General features: G+C 52.9%; 13 protein-coding genes. 1 reads left to right on the forward strand and 12 read right to left on the reverse strand.

The window, feature by feature from the left end; translation table 11 throughout:
* Window positions 1-740: 740 nt before the first annotated feature.
* Window positions 741-1,691: a glycoside hydrolase family 26 protein gene (locus R8871_RS03635; RefSeq protein ID WP_175049085.1), complete on the forward strand. Its 951-nt coding sequence runs from the start codon at window positions 741-743 to the stop codon at window positions 1,689-1,691.
* Here R8871_RS03635 and R8871_RS03640 read toward each other — a convergent pair.
* From R8871_RS03640 to R8871_RS03695, 12 genes are all read right to left on the reverse strand, one after another.
* Complete coding sequence (locus R8871_RS03640; RefSeq protein WP_175049086.1) at window positions 1,677-2,777, reverse strand: glycosyltransferase; 1,101 nt, start codon at window positions 2,775-2,777, stop codon at window positions 1,677-1,679. The genes R8871_RS03635 and R8871_RS03640 overlap by 15 nt on opposite strands.
* A gap of 8 nt (window positions 2,778-2,785) precedes the next feature.
* Window positions 2,786-3,730, reverse strand: a complete 945-nt coding sequence (locus R8871_RS03645; protein WP_175049087.1) for a glycosyltransferase family A protein — start codon at window positions 3,728-3,730, stop codon at window positions 2,786-2,788.
* Window positions 3,727-5,169 (reverse strand): oligosaccharide flippase family protein, encoded by a 1,443-nt coding sequence (locus tag R8871_RS03650; protein WP_175049088.1) that lies wholly within the window; start codon window positions 5,167-5,169, stop codon window positions 3,727-3,729. The genes R8871_RS03645 and R8871_RS03650 overlap by 4 nt, the downstream gene beginning before the upstream one ends.
* Before the next feature lie 4 nt (window positions 5,170-5,173).
* Window positions 5,174-6,334: a glycosyltransferase gene (locus R8871_RS03655; RefSeq protein WP_175049089.1), complete on the reverse strand. Its 1,161-nt coding sequence runs from the start codon at window positions 6,332-6,334 to the stop codon at window positions 5,174-5,176.
* Window positions 6,335-6,345: 11 nt separating this feature from the next.
* Entirely contained in the window at window positions 6,346-7,566 is a 1,221-nt protein-coding gene (locus R8871_RS03660) for a hypothetical protein (RefSeq protein ID WP_175049090.1), read from the reverse strand.
* Window positions 7,567-7,571: 5 nt separating this feature from the next.
* The gene (locus R8871_RS03665; protein ID WP_175049091.1) at window positions 7,572-9,797 is read right to left on the reverse strand and encodes a polysaccharide biosynthesis tyrosine autokinase; all 2,226 of its coding nucleotides are present in this window, start codon (window positions 9,795-9,797) and stop codon (window positions 7,572-7,574) included.
* Between the two features lie 68 nt (window positions 9,798-9,865).
* Complete coding sequence (locus R8871_RS03670; RefSeq protein ID WP_175049092.1) at window positions 9,866-10,315, reverse strand: low molecular weight protein-tyrosine-phosphatase; 450 nt, start codon at window positions 10,313-10,315, stop codon at window positions 9,866-9,868.
* Between the two features lie 732 nt (window positions 10,316-11,047).
* Complete coding sequence (locus R8871_RS03675) at window positions 11,048-12,355, reverse strand: glycosyltransferase family 4 protein (protein ID WP_175049093.1); 1,308 nt, start codon at window positions 12,353-12,355, stop codon at window positions 11,048-11,050.
* Window positions 12,352-13,488, reverse strand: a complete 1,137-nt coding sequence (locus R8871_RS03680; RefSeq protein WP_246287471.1) for a polysaccharide biosynthesis/export family protein — start codon at window positions 13,486-13,488, stop codon at window positions 12,352-12,354. The genes R8871_RS03675 and R8871_RS03680 overlap by 4 nt, the downstream gene beginning before the upstream one ends.
* Before the next feature lie 519 nt (window positions 13,489-14,007).
* Window positions 14,008-14,742, reverse strand: a complete 735-nt coding sequence (locus R8871_RS03685) for a carboxypeptidase regulatory-like domain-containing protein (RefSeq protein ID WP_175049094.1) — start codon at window positions 14,740-14,742, stop codon at window positions 14,008-14,010.
* Between the two features lie 19 nt (window positions 14,743-14,761).
* Window positions 14,762-17,140, reverse strand: coding sequence for a YjbH domain-containing protein (locus R8871_RS03690; RefSeq protein ID WP_175049095.1), 2,379 nt, complete (start codon window positions 17,138-17,140; stop codon window positions 14,762-14,764).
* Window positions 17,141-17,164: 24 nt separating this feature from the next.
* The gene (locus R8871_RS03695; RefSeq protein WP_246287472.1) at window positions 17,165-18,544 is read right to left on the reverse strand and encodes an undecaprenyl-phosphate glucose phosphotransferase; all 1,380 of its coding nucleotides are present in this window, start codon (window positions 18,542-18,544) and stop codon (window positions 17,165-17,167) included.
* Window positions 18,545-19,095 lie beyond the last annotated feature (551 nt).

The following is a 19,095-nucleotide window of genomic DNA, read 5'->3' on the forward strand; positions in this document are numbered from 1 at the left end:
GAAGCGAAACTGCGAGTAAAGACGCGGGTGTCTAAGGCGCGGCAAGCCACCTCCTGAAATCTCTCCGTGATCGAAATAATCCTCAAATAAAGGGACATTCGACACACTTCTCGAACGAATGATCGTAGGAAAGCTTGACCGAACGATTGTGTTTTCTTACCATGGACGTCGCCGCTTGCACACTTAAGACCAAATCGCTTCCAACCAGGCGCGCGCATAGAACAAGGCCAAAACTAAACAACGAGGTCTTCCGGGGTTCTTGCATGACAATGGATGAAGACATCGCGCACGTAGCGCGAGTGATGGCGCCGTCTTTGCGCGCCTTTCGTGGTGAACCTGTGCTGCCACCAGCATATTGGCGAAAACGACTACAACGCATACAGGATGAATTCCCCCTGACCGAATTGCAAACGTTTCAGATTGAACGGTTGCTGGGGGAGTTGGATCGGTTTGAGGCGGAGAGGGGGGCAGGGTTAGACGCGCACTTCTAGATCTCGTACAGATAGATCGTCTAACTATGCGGCCGAAACCATCGCTAGGTTGATCGCCGGTCGAACCCGGGGGCGATTGCGCCAAATCAGAATATCTTCATCGCCACTACCGCAGCTTCGGTGCTGGAAAAGAATCTGCGCGCGGCACCCGTTGTATACGTCCATCGAATCTGGCGTACTTGAACGTACTGCGTGACGCCGACTAAATATGCCACGCCTCGTATCACAATACCGATCAGGAACGTAACCTTGAAACCTTCAACGCTAATAAATTTCCGTGTCCTTGCACTGGCTTCAGCCTTGCTTTGCCTCTCTCCCTATGCAACGGCGACGTCTTTAGGTTTGCATACAGGACATGACGATTCGATCGCCCAATATGATCAGTTTGGCGGCTGGTTAGGGAAGCCGGTGCTATATCGGATAACCTTTGCTGACGACGCATCGTGGCAGACCATTTCATCTCCCTACTTTTTGAAAGCAACAGCGGAATGGTTATCTTCGAATCCGAATAGAGTGGAGACCATCAGCATCCCGTTGTTGCCCAAGCAACGGGGAGACGCCAACCTGGATGCAATCGCTGCTGGGCAATACGACGATATCTTTCGTAAACTCGCCCACAACCTTGGATCGACCCACAATCCCGCACGCATTATCGTCCGGCTAGGCTGGGAGATGAACGGAACATGGTTTGCATGGTCGGCCGTGGATAATCCCACGTCTTATATCAACGCGTTCAGACACGTGGTACTTCTCATGCGCCACGAAACACCGCAATTGCGATTCGAGTGGAACCTCGCCAACTCGGGCGCGCGTGACTTTGACTGGACCAAAGCATATCCAGGTGACGACGTCGTCGACGTGATCTCGATGGATGTGTACGACCAGTACAACAGTGGATGGCCGGATATCCTTGGTCGCCCCGGCGGATTGCGAGAATTTCGTTCCTTTGCGCAAACGCACCATAAGCCCGAGGCATATACAGAATGGAGCGTATCAACTTCCAAGCACGGCCACGGCGATGCGCCTACTTTCGTCGAAAATATGCATGCATGGTTCAATGTCCCCGGGGCAAATGTACTATATCAAGCGTATTGGAACACTAACGCCGGCGGCCCCGATGCGGCGATTTCCGGACCTTCCGCGGTCAATGTTCCTCTCTCCTCGCTTAAGTACAGAACTCTGTTTTCAAGTGGGCACTGATTTCCGCCTGAACGCCTTTTTAGACATACTCAATCGTTCGACGTATTGCAACCACCTTTTAGCGAAAGCCTCGGCCGAAAATATTTGTGCAGCAGATTGAGCACGCTCTCCACACTTCTGCCGCAATTCATCATTTTCGGCCAGTTCGCATAACGCCGTAGCTAGCAGACGACGATCCCCCGACGGAACTAGCTTTGCAACCGCCCCCATTGCATACAGTTCCGCGGGTCCCGATGAGTAATCAAATGAAACTATTGGTGTGCCATGAGCCGCGGCCTCGCAAGCGGCCAGTGAAAAGCCCTCATATTTCGAAACCGAACAGAATATTGACCCACTAGCATACATCCCACTTTTATTCTCTCGATAACCGGGCAGAAATACACACTCCCTTAAACCCTTCTCCAAGATCAATGCTTCCAGAAAAGGTCTCTGTTCACCCTCCCCATAGATCACTAAATTCCAATCACTCAATTTCTCCCGAACACCCACCCAAGCTTCTATAAGTTCACCAAAATTCTTTTGCGCGCTCAACCTACCTACCGCAACAACTATTTTGGGGCGTACTCGATCAATAGATTTTTCTGAAAACGGCACCATATTATAAATAACAGACACATCAGCGACATTATTTTTAATAAACAATGCTCGATCTCGCTCCGTCAACACTACAACTCCGTCGAGCCATCGATAAAGCCAATTCCGGAGAAACATCCGCAGCCAATGATGACGATCCTCCTCGTAGCGCAGATGCTGGACCTCAACGCAGATCGGGCCACCAACGAATGACGGAAAGGCCCAATAACGAAAAAAATTGTTTCCAATCAAAACATCGATATCTTTTAATTCATGCCGAATGAAATTCGAAATGCGTAGCCGCGTTCTAATTTTTTCTAAAATCGATATTGGGCGATATATGTTCAAATGAACAACGTCAACGCCATTTACAAAACGCGAGTCATGCCCACTCGAAAACAAGCTCAGGATTGTGACATCGTGAAATTTAGCCAAAGCAGTAGCAGTATCGAGGGCTACTTGTTCAGCTCCCCCTTTAAAACCTATATCTGGAACCGCGATTACAATTCTCACGTTTTATCCTAGCGGAATACGAAGCGAAACGCTTTACGCGCGGGACCATGAACGCGCATCCTTCTGGCCAATATAGCCAGTCGACTACGCAACCTTCTCGGATAGAACTCCGAGAAGGCAACTGTCAATTCGTTTGCTTCGTCAACAAGCAAGGGAAACGAAAATTCCGTTCTTTGACTCATGGGACTCTGGTAGCGCTGCGAATTTTCAAAATGCTCTCCGCTCCCATCCATTCCACTATTTTTTACCAGCGAGGACGAGGGATACAGGGTCAATCTATTTCCTGATATAAATCGCCCAAAGTCAAAACGAATCGCCCAAGACTCGGATTCACCCTCTGCCTGGTTGATCAGCATATCAAGCATATCCCGTCCTGCTCGACAAAACTCCACGCGTCGCGATCGATCCTTTATAAAGGCAGCATATTCTCCGAGATTCCAATCTACCGACTGCCATCTGTCACGCCAAGTGGCCCAACCCCAGGAACAAATTCGCGGGATAAAAAAACCATCATTGAAACGCTCCTTCCCCTCAACTGGAGGAGAATACCCAGATATTGAGAATACTTTGCTAGCACTTACGTACTCATTCAACGCACCACACATATAATTTAAAAATCCAGGCGAAACTTCAACGTCATCTTCTATAACGATAACGGATTCGTAGAGTGACAATGCGTGACTAACCCCCCGAATGACGGAATCACCCAGTCCGCGATTCTCGTCTGAAGTAAGTACTTTTACACTCTGAAATCCCTGCGCATTTTTTGCCACATCGCGAACCTCATTCACAGACATCTGTTCGCTCCTGCTTCGCGGGCCATCGCAAAATATCAGAACGTCTGTTTCACTTGCACCATGAGCACGCCGAAGCGCTCCTAACGTCGCTTCAAGATGCCGAGGACGGTTATATGCAAATACAACAACTGGAACATTTTTGCCGATCTTATTCATACCATGCTCCTTTTAAATAAGATTCGTCGATGTCCAGAAACCATGATGGTCACAGCGGCGACAGCGCACGCAAAAATAAATGCGCACAACGCGTTGACCCAGTATCTTTCAAACACGGACTCAAGCCAAAGCAGAGACAAACCAATTACGTAATAAGAAAATGCGGGAATTAGTATAATAGTTACAACCTCATAAACCGCCGCCCTGGATTTCCAACGATAAATAGTCAAGTAGCCCACGACCGCAACAATCAAATAACTGACTATTGCGCTAATCAACATTACATAGACACCACTCGGCGCAGCGATCAGCATCACAGCCGTCTGGACGATAAGCTGGACAAGCGTCCACCAGAAATCTGCAATCGGAGCTCCTGTACTTTGAAGAAATGCCGAGATGGCACCTCCGGCGAATGTGCGGACCGACCAGAGCATAGCGAATAGAATCAACCAATCCGCATGATTAATAAATCTTTCTCCAAATATTAACTTCGTTGACGCTTCAGAAAGCAATGCTAAGGACACGAAAAACCCTATATAAACGGCGTTCGACCAGCAGATCAACTTATTCGGTGCGGGCCGGGATTTTTCGGCAATCCGGCCCTTGTGATTCGCGAAGAATGGCATCGTCAATCTCCGCACCATAGGCGCAACAAAAGCGACCGCCTGGATAACCAGCTGCTTCATCGACGAATAGATGCCGAACGTCTCTAGAGGCATGGCAGCCGCGACGATCAGTTCATCAGCCTTGGCCGCCAACGTATTCGAGACCTGGCCGAGCATCTGAGCCACGGCGTACGACACGACGACTCCGCGCCTTCCGACTGAGCACTTCTGCCCCCTTGGGGCGATCGATAGCGCAAGAACGGTCTCATGCAAGAACAACAATCTAACAATCTGTGACGCGTAGAATCCGGCGATCACGGATATCACTGCGTGTTCAAAGAACGCCAGGAAAACAGTTGTTGCTACGCCGCACGCTTTCCCCGCGAATTCGGCAAATGCGAGGCGCTCGATACGTAACTCTCGAACTGCAACACCTTGGACCGGACCACTTATCACAGTCAATGGCATCGCAGGTGCAATCCACAGCAGCGCATTTCCAACATCCAATGCGCCGAAGCAATATCTAGCCAGGCACGCGCCTACGAGACTAATCATCACCGTTGCAGATATAAACATTGGCAAGACGGCCCGAACGTCCAGCACCGTCAATTTCATATCCCGTTTATCTTGAATTACAAAGCTTTGCAGGCCAAAGTCCGAAAATACAGTGGCTATCGCCACGATCATGAGGTTGATAGAGACAATACCCAAAGGTGCCGCAGCGAAGGAGCGCGAGATAACGCCGATCTGTATGAGCTGAAGACCCGCCATTAAAACCGACGAAATCAGCTGTACACCGCCTTTTTTCACGATTGAAGACAACGTGATTTCCATGTCATCAACCTTGAACAGCTCGAGCCGTCAAAATATTCTCGACGTATTCGACAAGAGACTTCCCTCCGACACTCCGCCTGAACAGGTTGCGGTTTATATCCTTAGGAATTGCCTGGGCTAGCGCCTCGAGACGAAGTGGATCATTCAAGCAATCCACCCATTCCGACTTGCTCTCCGCTACCACAATCGCCTCATCTTTTTCAAACCGAATCCCTCTTAATGCCTGCGGAGTGGCAATTAGTGCACGTCCATTGTAAATTGCTTCCGCGACCTTAATATTCACGCCGGCACCAAGTCTAACTGGAGCGATAAATATAGGCGATATTCCCCATGCATCTTCCCGATTTTCAACGAATCCGTATGTTTTGATCCGCGGATTAGACTGACTCCAACGATGCGAACCATGCCCAACTATGTGGAACGTAATATCATTATCTATTAAAGTTAGAACTTCGTTCACGAACCAATTAACTGCATCGACGTTTGGCCACCAATTCATGTTTCCTATGAAGACGACATCTTTCCCGGCTCGAGAAGCATTTCGCAACATTACCGGCTGATAATTAAAAGACGGCAACAACGTAAACTTGTTAGCGATAGCGCTGTCGGCGGCGGCCGACTCATCGGCCGAGAGAAAAATTACATTCTTGATTCGTTCAAACGCTTTGCCTTGAAACTTGGCGAGTCTGGCTACATCAGATGAAAAAATTCTTCGCCCCAACCGCCATTTCAGATCATCGACCCGATTCGCGTGAAGTTTCACTTCATCATTATGCTGTATCAAGATTGTCTTGACTTTCCCACCTACCAACCTTGAATATAGTGATGTTTCAAGGTGATCAAAAATAACCAAATCAGCCTTTCCGGCAGCCGTGGCACGCATGATCCGACGCGCCGCCTTATAGGACAGAAAATATAACGCCTTCGCAGGCAATCCCGATACGAACGCACCGAAAAATGCCGCAATAATTCTCAATTTTCTAAAATTAATCGAGTCCTCGTGAATGTACACAGCCTGGACGTCCGAAAATGCACCTTTTAATATATCTACAACACCTCTCGTATATACGGATCCGCCATTCGAACCGACCTCGTCCTTAACGTGAGAAATAATAATCAATCGGGCAAACGAGCAAATAGACTCGTCGGAATTTTCTGCTTTCATCGTGCGCCCCGTCAAATTGAAGCCGCAAGTTCGCGGCGAACCGGACGCCTCTTACGAACGGTACTCACATTGAAAAAATAAATTAACATTACCGATATTGGCTGAAGGAGTGCGCCAGACAATACAAAATGCGTTACTACAAGAGCTACGACTAGCGGCAGCGCACCGACAGACAATGTTATGCAAGTGGCTATGGCCAAAAGTAGCGGAACACCGCCGAGCAATCCATATTCGATTATGGCTTTAGGTATAGCCGAATAGTTGACAAGCGAATCGCTTGCATTCCCGAGCCGGTCGGAGGACCCTGCGCCATATCCTGCAATCAAACTACTGGTATTTCGCGTCGAGTATCGCGCCATTCTGGTAAATGGCTCGATAAACCTGGCGGATGCGCTCGTATCGGAAGCTCCGAATTCGGCAACACGTACCATTACCTCCGGGCGCGCAATAACTGTCCCAACGAGAACAGCAATGGCCGCCACCGTTAAAGCAATGACCTTTATGCTTCTGATGTTTTTTGTTAAAATAAATGGAGCAATAACAACAAGAAGCATCAAACCCGTCCCCGAAAAGGTCACCAGAAGCCCAAGGAGGAGCACCAATAAAATCCACAGCCTTCTCAATAAATTCAGTTCAATAATAATCGCCAGAGCAATGAACTGGGAAAGGAATGATGCCTCAAGAAACACAAATGCATTTGATTTATACAAGTCCCCACCATAGGAAACCGGATAACTTGCCAGATAACCCTGCATTACTACTGCATCGGGTAAATTACCGATTGGATCGATGTAGGGAATGTGCAGAATTAACTGGCTAAAATACTGCCATATACCAACAACAGAAAAGAACACCATCAGCAAAACGAAGTATCGAGCCGCCTCGCGCGTATTCTCACGCGTTACAGATCGTGTAGCGCTCATGGTCAGTGGCAAGTACAAGGCGAGCAGGTAAAGCAACGAGCTGATAGATGTTTTTCCGTAGGTACTCAACGAGCACAACAAGATCAAGCCGAACGAAACCCAAAGAACTATCGCATTGAGTTTGCGCGGCACCGTTAAACCATCAACTGCGAGCCACAGAACCGTCGCCCAGTACAGCAGAAACGCAACCGGAAGCTGAGTGGCGCCGAGTGGGATGGCAAATCGCTGCGTCAGAATCGTCAAGGTCATCATCAAGCACAGTGCCCGAACGGACCGCCCCACCCCAAGGAATTTTATTTTTATCGCCATGACAGCTATTTCCCGTAGGTGTATTCCGCGTGACGATAGCCGCCATACGCGGACCCGTAGCCATACTTCCCGAGCGCAGGATTGACCCCGTTAAACACCACTCCCTTCGCGTACACGCCTACCTGGGCGAGGCGCTTCGCCGACTCACCGAGTTCCGCCACTTTCGTGGATCCTGCCAGCGCCACCAAAAAAGTAGTTCCGCAATGCGGCGCCAGCACCGCGGCATCAGCCACCGCCAGTACTGGGGGCGTATCGATAATCACAAGATCATATTTCGAAGACAGGCTATTTATCAGCCCAACAAGACGCCCCGAATGAAACATTTCGCCGGGGTTGGTCGAAACTGCGCCGGCAGAGATGAACTCCAGCCCCGGCACATCGGTACGCTGGATCGCCGCACGCTCATCGACAACACCCGCCAACAATTCTGCAAATCCTGCTGAACGACCTAAGCCAAGATAGCGATGAATGTGTCCCTTCCGGACGTCGGCATCGATAAGAAGAACTTTTCGACCAGATAGCGCAAGAACGGCTGCACAATTTGCGGAGACAAACGACTTTCCGACGCCGGGTAGAGAACCCGTGAACATCACCCGATTATTCGTTGACTCGACCATCGAGAATTGCAGTGCTGTCCTAAAGCTACGAAGACTTTCGACGGCCGGATCATCTGGAAACTGCACCGCAAGCAATGTTGTCTTCCCACCGGCCGAGCCAATTTTTCGATCAATACGCTTTTGTTCCGAACTGATCGGCACCGTCGCATATACGTTGATACCCAGAATTCGTTCGATATCGCGAGAATCGCTAACTCCACCAAATAGCCTGCTTCTCACCAAGGCCACCGCGAAGCCAACGAAAAGCCCCCCCAGGAATGCCAGCGGAAGGATGACAATCGCCCGCGGCCATATCGGTTTCTCCGGAACTGGAGCAGCATCGACAAGCCGTACACTGCCAACCTTGCCGGCCTTCACCAGTTTCAATTGCTGGAGGTTATCCTGCAGTGTCAAGTAGAGTTCCTGATTCACCTGCACGTCGCGCGTGTCACGCAATACGTTTTGCTCGATCAGAGGCCGCTGCTTGATCTGCGCATCGATATCTTTCGACCGCGTCTCGAGTGCAGATATTTGCGCATCAAGCGCTTGCATCGCCGGGTGAGTCGTAGCGAATCGCGAGCCGAGATCAGTCCGCTTTTGTCGAAGCGCTGTCAATTGAGTCTCTACATCCACCGATTGCTGCAACACAAGCCCCGCTTCATCACCGAGATTGACAGTACTAAGATGCTGACGCGTTTTGTTATATTTATCCTCCGATTGACGGAGTTTTTCGGCAAGCATTGGGAGCTGAACATTCAGAAAATCGATTGATCGCTGCGCCTCTTCAGTCTTCCGCAGCACGTTTTGCTTCACGTACTGTGCGCCGATCTCGTTCATGACGCGGCTAACAAGCTCCGGATCAGTGCCATCGTAAGTCGCGGAAAGTACGTCCGAGTCCTTACCCTTTTGCGTGATATCCAGCTTTTCCTGGAGACGCGTGATCGTTTCCAGACGAGACGATCGCGTCAAGTCAAATTGCGCTCCCTTCCGACCGTCAAGCGTCTCCACCCGAAGAACAATGGGACCAGACGATGTCTGCACATTCAGCGTCTCACCTACCGCACCGATCGCCGGGCTATCGAGATCAGTTCCTGACAACTCAAATCGCCCATTGCCCAACACTTCAATTCGAAAGAGATCATCTTCCATGATGCGTGGAACATCGAAAGTACTGACATCGATTGCTTCTGTGCCCCAGACAAACCCGCCAATGCCAAACAGACCAGGTTGCGACATTTTTTTGTTGTGGCTCGCAATCCATTTCCCTACAAGCGGGAAATATCGAGGGTTCGCATTTATGAACAAGTGAAGTTTGTCCACCGCAGCCGAGACCACCAACCGCGACCCCAATAGCTGAATCTCAGCATCTGCCGACGACTTCATGTCCAGCAAAGGGGCGATGTTCGCAAGCAGGCCATTACTCGTCGCACTCGTGCCGTCCTCGATCTGAACCATGACATCTGCGCGATAGATTGGGGGGCGAAGAAATGAGTAGAGTCCGCCGAGGACAAGAAACACGCCAACAATTGCAGATATCCAATAACGGTTTTCTATCGCGACGTCGACCACCGCCGACAGATCGAGTGCGTCAGAATCGTCCTCGTGAGACCGAAAGTTTTGGGCTAGATTATTCATTTTTATCTTTCACCATTCTTGTGATTTCATCGACGCCGTTATAAGAAAACCACGTCGATTCGACCTACTTACCGCGCCATTTCCAGATATTCGATGTGCTGCGTCCATCTTTCAATCGAAGCATCGATTAGACCAAGAGACCGTTCAAACGCCTTCTGACCCTTCCTATATGGATCCGGTATATCGATGTTTTCATGATGCCCGAGCTTGTACACCCTCCCGGTTAGTACCGGGGAATGACGCTCGATTGCGTTCTTTTGTTCGCCATCCATAACAAGGATCAGATCTGCCGTCGAACATAGCCAGCCGTTCAATTGCTGTGCCCTATGCGACGAAATGTCAATCTTCCGCGCGCGAAGCAGTTCGATTGCCGCCCTGTCTGCCGGTTGCCCGATCAGAGCTTGAAGTCCTGCCGACTGCACACTGAGGCGCGGCAATGCAGCTCCCAGAACCCCTGCCGCCATAGGACTGCGGCATATGTTTCCAGTGCAAACGATCAGGATGCTAGAGATATTCATGCTTGTGAATTCGTCGGAGATCGCTTAGTTGCGGCTGCATAACGTTAGAGAAATCATTCACCACACTGCAGGCTGGAGATGGCCCCGAGACATGCGTTTCCCGAGGCGCCAGATCTTCCGCGCCCTTTTTGCGTGGGAGACGTGCTGTACAGTCCGTCACTCAAAGACTGCGACAGATTGGAGCCGCCTGCTCCTAAATCTGCACTGCTCATTCCCACGTTGGTGGGCCGAGCGTTTCGCCCTCCCGCGAAGCCCGTGCGCATTTCTAAACCGTCGATCAGATCGTCTGTTAGCGGTGGCTTCTGGCCCCGGCTGCTATGACTCGAAAAGTTAGAACGTGGGGATTTCTGATCGGATCCCGTAGCGTCAGACGAGTACGGAGTGAGCATCTGCTCCGGGGAAGCTCCGTGATTCATTGATCGAGGCGCTGACGATCCGCCGGCAGCGTGCTCCCCTTCGCCGGAGGAAGGCACCATTGGATCAATCGGCAACAACGTCTTCGCCAACGCGGGTTCGATACCTGCGGCAAAAGAGAGCGCCAGGATTAGTGTCAAATCAACAATTTTTCTGATCATAAAAACGGCTCTCCCCGATGGACACCGCCGGTTGAATGGCATTCGAACAGCACATGCTCGCGAAGCAGATTTACTCCAATTGGCTGCCATCGTTGATGTTCTTTATCTCAGGACTTCGCGGCGCCAATGGTTCAAAGTCTTTCCGCGACTATTCCTGTCAACTTACAGTACCTGGAGACGAATACATCAGTCGCGCTCGCCCCACTTCTAAGGCAGTGAATATATGTTCCCGAAACCGTTCGCGCAGCAGTGTTGGATCATGATTCCTGGCAACGTAGCTCTTAGCCTGTTCCGACAACCGTTTTCCCAATCCATCGTCCAGATTCAAGCGAGCAATTTGATCTGCAATCTCCCGAGCAGTGTCGGCAATCAACAGATCTCTCTCGTGCACAACAGAGAGTCCTTCAACACCCAATCCGTTCGTGACGACAGGGATTCCCATTGCCATGGCATCCAGTATCTTCGTCTTGACGCCGGTTCCCTCCACAATGGGCAAAAGTGCAATCGAGCAACGCTGTACGACTTCTGAGAGATCAGAGATAAATCCGTGCATCGTCACGCGACTACATCCGCTCACCGTCTCAATCGCTCGGTCGTCGTAATCGCCGACGACGTGAACGTGGATATCCAGTCCTCGTTCAAGTACGAGCGGCATAATCTCGCGAACTATTAACTTCAAAGAAGCGAGATTCTGGGAAGTACGCAGATTTCCAATGAAAAAACACTGAACCAATTTCTCCGCGTGGCCGATCATTCTCCAGTCATAGGTCGACGCTGCGGTTGCCTGCGGATTTGCGTAAACCCTCACATTTGCACCGTCACCGCGAAGCTGACTTGCCTCAGTCTCAGAGGTCAGAAAAGTCACGTCGAATCGATGGGGCGTACTTAGTTCACGCCTCGCCATCATCCTTCGCTCCCTCTCCAGGACCAGTCTTCTCAGGAGAGGCTCTGCCATGAGCAAAGATTTCGGAATTCGTTTTGAAAATGTCCCGAACACCGTCTGTTTACATCCGTTGACCAGAAACTGGCGATAACGCTCAGATAGAAGATCATCGAGGTCAAGGACCTTTGGGACGTCCATATCTTCACAGTACTGTCCGGTTCGCAACATGTCAGCTATGACGACGCTGATTCCGCTGGACACTAGCTTTCGCACGACGGTACGGGTCCGTCTTGAGAAAAATAAGTTCTCTTGTAACGAATGCAGGCGACGAATAAGGACGTTGGCCAAAACCTCCAGAGCCCCCGGAAGCTGGACTAACTTAACGGACTTGCAACCCAATGCGAGAATGCTATCTACATCCGGTTTTTCGTCGCTCCGACAAAAGACCACTACATGGAGGTCATACTCCGGCGCGAGAAATTCAATGCTCTGCGCTATAAGCCGCTCTCGACCTCCCTTGGCTGGATACGGCGGGCGCGAAGCGAGATATAAAGCACTCAGTTTTAAATTCTTCGAGATCATTTCGTCACAACCGCAGCGGTCAGACCTGCATTGATAGCTGGCAAGAGCAGACTCAACACTCTGCTAAAGCGAACCAAGCCGTTTCCGTCGACATACACCACGTCCTTCGGTTGAAGTTCGAACTGGTTGGCTAACAGCATCGACACTGGCGAATGAGCGTTCAGGTGAAACACCTGAGGTTTAGTGTCGAGAGAACCCCGGATTACGTAGAGCTGCGCTGCATCGGCACTACTGGTGTTTAGACTCCCCGCCTGCGACAGTGCGTCACTCAAGGTAAGCTTGCCGCTCTTCATAGGGACCGCGGTCAACGGTCTGTTGACCTCGCCCATGACGAAGACGCCGTTGTCGTCACGCGAGACCACCCGAAGCAGATCGCCATTTTTCAGAAGGACCCTGGAAGGGTTTTGATCGCTGTCGAGCATGCGAGACAGGTTCAAGGAGTAAGAAACTCCATCGCGGACGAGGATCATCCGACTTTGATCAGCAGATGAACTGAAACCGCCAGCCCGATTTATTGCCTCGTACAGAGACATCGGAATATCGTTTATCGGGACCGCACCCGGCGTGTGTACCTCACCGTCGACAAATACTTGCTTGGCCCGAAAAGAGGCGACTCGGACGGTGACTTGCGGTTTGATAAAAACTTTTGCGAGTTCGTTATAAACCAACTGTTGGACTTCATCCGCGCGGCGCCCTTCTACATGGATACTTCCGGCGTACGGAATTTGAATGTTGCCGTTGTCATCGACCAAAAAACCTTGAACCGGGTCATACGGGCGCGAATTTGTTTGAGGCTGCGTTCCGAGTGCCGCAGCCAGCTCAGGGTGATCCCACACTGTTATTTGCAGGACATCTCCGACGCCCAGAGTGTATGGACTCGGTTTTACCATTAAGGCACGAACGTGGTCGACACTCGCCTGCGCAGTCGCATTGCGCATTCTTTCTATCAAGGATGCGTCAATATCGGTTATGGGAATCTGTAGCTCCGCCGGCTGAGCCGCATCATCGGCGCTAGATACCGGCAGGGTCGCAGAAGACGTCATGCGCATCCCTGGAGCAACAACGCAGGCTGATAGTAGTGCGGTCGCCACCACTGTAGTCAACACGGAAGCAGTGCGGCCGAACCATCGCATTCCGTTGCTACCCCAATCCCCGAGCGAAACTGTCATCGAATTCACCTCGTTCTACGTTCGTTTTTTTTTGCTTTTAGCGGTCGAGCTGCCATCTCTTAAGAAGGCTTATTCCACTTTGCGCGCGGCGTCGTCAGTGAATTCATGCTCACCTGATCCGACGATCGAACGCCTAATCAATACGACCACTTCCCCAGCAAGCTTTAAAGCACCAAACATGCCAACAATTGGGCAGACAATCTTCAAGCGAAACCACAGTGGCATCTCTTACGAATGCCGCACTTTCTGCGTTTGAACCGACGACACACCGAAGATAGGTCCTCGAATTTGGCGACACCGATCGTCTCGTAACGTAACGTTTCGCCGTAACACGTACCTTGCTTCTTACCACGCGATCACTCTTCGGATCATCCAGCAACAACGTTCGTCAACCATTGCATCTAAGTGCGGTGAAAGGTCGGACCGTGAGTCGAACCACGATCCGACTTCAAGATGCATCTACAACCTGATTGCGCAGACACCCTACTTCGTCGTAGTCCCCGTCCCCCCACTCCCCCCCGTCCCACCCGTCGACCCACCACTCCCACTTCCAATCGGCGCCGCTGCCCCAGCCGCCTGCGCAGCCGAGGCCAACGAAGCTGCCGGCTGCCCATTACTCGTAATCGCCCCAGCCGCCAGCAACGTGTCGAGGTCCGCATCCGCCCCCGGAGCGCCCGGTGTAAACGAAGCCGTCAAGAACGAGGAAGAAGAAAGCGTGATCCCATACGTGTTCTTGATCAGCGTCGCAACTGCCGCCTGCGCATTCGCAATCACCGTGCTATTCGACAGGGCGCTCTGATACGACGAGTTAGAAGTAATCCCCGCAAGCAACCCACTAACCGTCGTACCCAACTGCCCCGCGAGATAGTTCAACAACAACTCCGTCAGCGGCGTCACGTTGTACGTACCCGCACCGGCCGCAAACGAATGAATCGTGACCGCACCACCTGTCGCCGTAATCGTGCAAGGACCATCAAACGCGAACGTCGCCGTATAAGCGCCGCTGGCATTAGCCGTCGCGCTACCCGAACCGTTCTTGCAAGTCAGCGTAATGCTCGCGTTAGCCAGTGCCGCACCGACAGCGGCCGTACCGCCAACCGTCCCGACCGGCGAGCCGCCGCTACTGGTTCCACCACCGCACGCGACCAGCGCACTGGTCGCAAGCACTATCGATCCGAACTGCAGCGTGCGCAGCGTGGCGCCGTTTAGAAGCTTCATCGCCTATCTCCAAAGAAAGTCATTCACAATTGACCGGCACCAGCGCCCGTCCGTCGCTTACACCCTGAAAACCGCTTCCGCAGACGCCATGTGAAAGCGCCGCACCCGTCGTTACGGCAGGCACACTCACTTGCGGCTTCGGTTTCGTTTCGTCACTACCAGGTCGCCCGTAACGCAGATACGAATCACGCATCCGATAGAGCTGAGTGGAGAAGTACTCACCGCTAAAACGGCCCTGATTCAGCAAGTACTGCTGTGTGCTATACGGGAACGTCATGTTCTCCGCCGCATTGGTCGTCAGATAATTCGTCGATCCCACTCGCGTGCGGAAATCAAGCCCGAACTCTTCTGAGCCATAAACCTGACTGATCCCCGGCTTCATCCCCTGGCGCAACGTCAACGGGAAGCTGATCGCGGCGCCCACAAACGTGCCTTGCCCGCTATGCTCGCCATGCACGCTCACCGAAACGTCGTCGAACCAGCGCGTCAGTGTCGCGACCGGCCCCTTGTCTCCACCCACAAAGCGCGCCACGCCCGCTTCGATCCACAACTTCCAGGACGGCTGCACCCAGCGGTAAGTCAGCTCGGCATTCTTCTCACTCGGCAGTGCGTCATGGCCCGGCTCGTGGTGCAAATAGGCAAGCCGCAAGCGAATCAGGTCGGGACGGCCCAGCACGAACACGGTTGTCTCGTTTTGCACGCCCACATACGAGTAATCGAACTTGCCGACCGACGCCACGTTGAACACCTGCGGCACGATCCAGAAGCTTTGTGCCAATGCGACTGCATTCAGGCCGCCGCGCAAGCGGTAATTGCTGAACACGCGGCCTTCGTCCATGTTCTTCGTGTTGTAGATCGGCGCGATATAACTGGCGTAAAACTCTGCGCCGCGCCACAACGGCACAAATCCTTCGATGTTTGCACCGAGAGAAATGTCGAAGTTGCCGTACTCGGTGCCGTACAGATAACTAACGATCGGTTCGATCTGAATGCGCGTCAGTCCATGCGTGTGCTCGTTGCCATGCCATGCGATCGAATCCGCGTCGTAAGTCGGACGTGTGCGCATCGTCATTGACGCGCTTGCAGCCGTCGGTGCACCGCCCGCAACGAACTGCGCAAACGCATCGCGATCGACAATGACTTCGCCTAACGGCTCATTGGCCTTCTTGATCACCACATGAATCTTGTCCGTGCCGTGCGGCGCATTCGCACTTGCCACACCAAGCACAATGCCGAGCGCGTCAGCTTCGTTCTGGTTGTACCGATGGTTCTCGTACTCAACCACCAGATCGCGACCACTCATACCGACACGCACACGCTCGAGGCCAGCAGCAAAGAGTTGCGCGGCGATTTCGTCGAGCGCGGAAGTGTCCAGCGCTTCCGGAATCGCGGGAGACTGCGTATCCGATGATTTGGCCGCCGTCACATCACTCAGCATCACGGACGCATACGACTGCAACGGTGGTACATACGTAATCGGCGCCGCAGCCAGCGGGTTGTTGTTAGCGGTTGCGGCACGCATGTCTACCGGCTGCAGGCTGGCGAGGCGGATCGGGCCGTCATCGTCGGCGTCCGCAGTCTGCGCAACCGGCACCTGCGAGCCCTCGCACAAACCGTTTGCACAACGCGCGCTGCTAAAGCGTTTGCCCAGCGGAATCTGAATGCCCACTGAGAACGACGTGCGCGGCGACACACCATTGGTCGAGCGAATCGAACGCATGAACGTACCGATCACATTCGCATCGGCCAGCCAGCTAATCCGCGGAGACTGATAGCGCACGCCGGCATAGGGCGTCTTCGAATCGTCTTCTGCAAGCAGCGACAAACCGGTGTTCCACAGCGAGACCTGCGCGCCGCCGAACAAACCATCGAGGCGATCGCCCTGGCCATAACCGGCGGTCAACGTCACCGGTCCAAAGGCTTGAGACACCACGCCGTATTTGGAACGGAAGAAATGCGTCTGGCCGCCAATGTCGCTAATGCCGAACGCAATGCTCGGCTGATACTTAAAGAACTTCGGTACTTCGAGCTTGACGTCGCCCATCAGGTGACGAAACAGGAAGTGGTCGGCGTTGCTGAATGGCGCGTGGACATCTGCCGGGTAATTGGCGAGTCCGCCGGACAACTCCACATAAGGCAGCAACCCCACTGCACCCCAATACATCTGAGCGCCCGTCGCCTTCTTCCCGTAGCGCGGATCAATGTAGTTGTTGTACTGCGCCTCCACCGTCCCCTCGGGCAGTGCAAATGCATACGGGATTACCAAACCACCCGCCTCACCGAGCGCATTGAGCGCAGGGTCGGCCGCGTGCGCCGAAGCAGAAAACGCCAAGGCTGCAGCAAGCGCCAGCGCGTTCGGCGCCGATCGAGGATGTTGTCCGCGTAATTTCATGGCCATGTATTTTTTTATTGTCTGCAGGTGTCAGTACGCGTTGCTATGAACCAGACCCTTCGCTATCGTCGCTACGACAATCCGCATGTCGAGCCCGAACGACCAATTGCGCAGGTAATACAGATCGTGTTCGACGCGTCCTTGCATCTTCTCGATCTGGTCTGTCTCTCCTCTGTATCCGTTGATCTGTGCCCATCCTGTGATCCCCGGCTTTATCCGGTACCGGTGGATGTAGCCGTTCACCACTTTCTGATAAAGCTCGTCGTGTTCAATCGCATGAGGCCGCGGCCCCACTACCGACATATCGCCGCGCAGTACATTGAAGAATTGCGGCAACTCATCCAGGCTAGTACGTCTGAGAAACGCACCCACTCGCGTAATGCGCGGATCTCCTCGCGTGGCCTGTTTCACCACGCCCGTTTCCACAGCGTGAGGACGCATCGAGCGAAACTTGTAGATCTTGAAGATGCGTCCATCCGCGCCCTTGCGTTTCTGCGTGAAGAACACCGGTCCACGCGAAGACAGCTTGACGGCGAACGCAATCGCGATCAGCACGGGGGCAAGCGCAGCAAGCGCGCAAGCGGCGAACGCACGATCGAAAATCTCTTTCTTCACCAAAGCGCGAGCCGGCACCGGCGACGCGACCAGGTTGATCGCAGGCATACCGATCAAATCAATCATGCCGCTATCGAACAGCGCAACGCTGCGCATATCAGGTACAAAACGCACGTTCACGAGGTCGTCGCGAAACTCAGCCACGAAGCGCGACAACGTGCGCTCTTCCGAGAGCGGCAACGCGAGCCACAACTCCTGCACGTCGTGAGATCTCACGTAGGCGGCGAACTGAACGATATCGTCGTATACCGGCACGCCTGAACCTATCGTTCCCATCACCGGGCGCACATCAAAGGCCGCCACGGCGCGAAATCCGCTGGTCGTCGAGCCCTCGATATTGCGCACCACCTGGTGGCAATGCGACCCGCACCCCACCACCGCAACCCGGCGGAGATTCATCCCTGCATGGCGGACGCGTGCGAGCACGGCGTGCACAGCCAGACGCGACACAATCAGCGCGCCGCCCGTCATTGCCATCCAGTAGGCAAACCAGAGACGCGAGATGAAATCCGTACGATGGAGCGAGAACATCAGCGCGAGGCCGCAACCTTGAACCACGAACCACGCCAGCGACACCTGCCCGGCCATGCGCAGCATTGCCCGCCCACGCCATGAACCGTACACACCGAATGCAGGAAATAGAACCAGCGTAAAAGCCGCGGCAAACGCAACGAAGGCGGTATCGATGCGGCTTTGCGTGAGATCTTCGAATCGCACTTGCGAAGCGGCCACCGCCCCGATGACGACGAGCATCACATCGAGCAAGCGCGCGATCAGGCTTTGCAACCCCGGTATCGTTCTTCTTTGCTGCGCAAAATTCGCCGTATCCATTCTTATCCCCCGCGCTGGTCTCTCGCGCCAAACGTTCTTGTCGAGCTGCTCAACCTGTGTTCGCTTCAACAGCTCATGTCTCTCGTACTGCCACCACCACGCTCTTCGCGACAACAACACCGCCCCGGCACGCGAAGAAGCGCGCAATGCAACGCAACCTGGTTTCATCCGCCCAGCGCGAAGCAAAACGACTGGACGTTCCTGGAACAACCATGGGGGATTGACTACAAGCCGCTCGCACCCGCACAACCTGGGCACTCAGGCAAAACGCCGCCACGACGAATCCAAACAAAAGATCACATCGCTTGTGCGTTGAGGAGACTGACCTGATAACCCCCGACCAGGCCAGTCGTTGATTCGAACTTCACCAACACGTACTGCTTGTCTTGTCTGTCTTGTGCACCGCGCAACCTATAAAGCAGCAAACATGCCAATCTTCAGATTTCTTTCACAATTGATCGGTGCACATCGGGCAAACCCTTGTTAGATATAAGTTTTTATCCGAAGCGACCCAC

Source organism: Paraburkholderia sediminicola (assembly GCF_902859805.1).
Classification (GTDB): Bacteria; Pseudomonadota; Gammaproteobacteria; order Burkholderiales; family Burkholderiaceae; genus Paraburkholderia; species Paraburkholderia sediminicola.